Here is a 2,360-nt window from a genome sequence, read left to right as displayed (position 1 = left end):
GGATCCGCTCATGGGTGCCCGCCAGGCCGGCCTTGTCGCCGCGGACCACGATCACCGGGCAGTGGGCACGGGACGCCACGGCCAACGAGACCGAGCCCAGCAGCAGGCCCGTCAGCTCACCGCGGCCACGCGATCCCGTCACCAGGGCGGAGGCGTTGTGGCCCTCGCGCAGGAGCGCGGACGCCGCTTCCTCGGGGACCACCTCCGTGGAGACCTTCACCTCGGGATTGCGCCGTCGGGCACGCTCGGCCGCGGAACCGACGATGTCGTCCGCCAGCACCTGCTCGGACGGGCGTTCAACGCTGCCGGACGGGGCGACCCCTTCGTAACGCTCCCACAGGGAGGCGTACACCAGTCGCAACGGCAGTCCATGCCGGGCCGCTTCGTCGACCGCCCAGTCGACTGCGACGAGGCTCGAATCCGATCCGTCGATACCCACGATCAGGGGCAGCTCCATGTCCCTCACCGCCTTTCGTCGGGCTGCGCAGAAGAGCAGCAGCAGAGGGCTCCACCTCACCGTCGCATCCACTACCGGGCGGCGGGAGGGGCGGTTCGGCCACGGCTTGGGCCATTCGGCCCCTGTCGGATCTCGCGCCGGCGTTGAGTGCCACTCCCCCCGGCTCGGCCCCCGGGCGGCTCTGCGCCTCGGCCGGACGCTGAAGTTGAGCCCGCAGCAGGTTCGTCACGGCCGATGACCACCTGTCCAACGAGCTCCGGTGCGCGCACCGTTGACAGACAGGACCAGCATTCGGGCGGGGCCGACGGGCCCGGCACCACAACGGTGAACCGGCGCCTACGGCGTACGGACATCGGCGGAATCCGGCGCTCTGAGCGAACGAGCGGAGGAAGGCGTCGCCGTACCGAGCGGGTCCGCCACCACGGTTGGCAAGGGACTGTTGGGCACCCGTGGGGAACCCCTCGGCCCACGCCCCGCCCGACCGGACCGGGGCACCGTGGGGCGAGAGGCCATCCAGGGAGGCTGAACATGACCCAACTCGCCGACGGCAACAGCATCGTGGTGGGCGTCGACGGATCTGAGGCGTCCAAAGCCGCACTACGCTGGGCCAGAGAGCAGGCCCGCGCCCTGCGGGCGGAGATCGTGGCCGTACACGCCTGGGAACCGACCACATCCGGATTCGCGCCGTATGCTCCGGCATCGGCCCGTCCCACGGCCGCGCAGCAGCGCGAACAGGCTGCCGAGCTGCTCGCCTCGACGGTGCGAGAGGTCTTCGGCCCACAGATCGGCGGCGCCGTGCGTGCCGTTCTCGTGGAGGGACCGCCCGCGCGGGCACTGCTCCGTCACGCGCCCGGTGCACTGCTGCTCGCCCTGGGACGCAGGGCTCACGGACAGTACGAGCTGCCCGCGATCGGGACGGTGGGCCGTGAGTGTCTGCGGCACGCGACGGTCCCTGTGGTCGCGGTGCCCGCGGCGCAGCGGCCTGCGTCGCCGCTCAGGGCCGTGGAAACGTCGTCTCTCGCCAGGAGCGGTGCCGCATAGGGGGCGGAGTGCCAACGCCTGGTGGGATACGCGACCGCCCACAGCTCCACCCGCGAGATCGTCGAGCCAGGCGGATCAGGCACAGCCCGGCTACCGCATCACCGGCGCCACGGCGCTCAGCGGCGCGGACGCTCTTGTGATCGACGAAGGCCCCGTCTCGCGTGGGCACCCTCCTGCCGGCTGGCCTGCCGGTTCACGCCGTACCCAGGGCGGCCACCTGTGGTCCTTCTCGTCCCGTCGGGACGAAGACTGAGGCCGGATACGCTGGCGGGATGATCGAGAATCTTCCTCCCTGTCCGAAGTGCTCGTGTGAGTACACCTACGAGATGAACGCCCTGGTGGTGTGCCCGGAGTGCGGCCACGAATGGGTGCCCGCCGAGGGCGGTACGGAGGGTGGAGACACCGCCGGGGAGCTGGGGGTCCCCCCGGCCGAAGGCTGGGGGAGGGTCGTCAAGGACTCCGTCGGCAATGAGCTGCGGGATGGCGACGCCGTGGTCGTCGTCAAGGCGCTCAAGGTCAAGGGGAGCCCGTCGGGCATCAAGGCCGGCACCAAGGTGCGCAACATTCGGCTGGTCGACGGGGTCGACGGCCACGACATCGACTGCAAGATCGACGGTTTCGGAGCGATGCAGCTCAAGTCCAGCGTGGTCAAGAAAGCCTGATCTACGACTCGCCCTGTCCCGCCGTCCCATCCATGGAGGGGTGTTCAGGGTTGCAGCCTGATGCTTAATTGCAAAATTTCGCAATTGATTAGATGCTGTACTGGCCATGCTTGCAGGTAGCTGCGGGCACAGCTTTCGCCTGCCCCCGGGGGGGGTGGGGCGCTGTCGGGGAAGCCGAGGGGTCGTGTCCGTTCCGCTGT

The 2,360-nt window shown here is 69.9% G+C and carries 3 protein-coding genes; 2 read left to right on the top strand and 1 reads right to left on the bottom strand.

Features of this window, described 5'->3' with window-relative positions; translation table 11 throughout:
• A partial coding sequence (locus tag G6048_RS47830) for a universal stress protein (RefSeq protein ID WP_206343036.1) occupies positions 1–457 on the bottom strand: 457 nt, incomplete at its 3' end.
• Positions 458–985: 528 nt separating this feature from the next.
• Here G6048_RS47830 and G6048_RS47825 point away from each other — a divergent pair.
• Both G6048_RS47825 and G6048_RS47820 read left to right on the top strand, forming a co-directional pair.
• Complete coding sequence (locus tag G6048_RS47825; protein WP_165345857.1) at positions 986–1,498, top strand: universal stress protein; 513 nt, start codon at positions 986–988, stop codon at positions 1,496–1,498.
• A 272-nt stretch (positions 1,499–1,770) separates the two neighbouring features.
• Complete coding sequence (locus G6048_RS47820; RefSeq protein WP_206343035.1) at positions 1,771–2,160, top strand: zinc ribbon domain-containing protein YjdM; 390 nt, start codon at positions 1,771–1,773, stop codon at positions 2,158–2,160.
• The last annotated feature ends 200 nt before the right edge of the window (positions 2,161–2,360 follow it).

Origin of the sequence: Streptomyces ureilyticus, from assembly GCF_011045025.1 — a bacterium.
Taxonomy (GTDB): domain Bacteria; phylum Actinomycetota; class Actinomycetes; order Streptomycetales; family Streptomycetaceae; genus Streptomyces; species Streptomyces ureilyticus.
This window is presented reverse-complemented; position numbering and strand designations above follow the sequence as displayed.

Coding starts and splice junctions, on each gene's coding strand:
- G6048_RS47820 (WP_206343035.1), top strand. CDS start 1,771: ATGATCGAGAATCTTCCTCCCTGTCCGAAGTGCTCGTGTGAGTACACC.
- G6048_RS47825 (WP_165345857.1), top strand. CDS start 986: ATGACCCAACTCGCCGACGGCAACAGCATCGTGGTGGGCGTCGACGGA.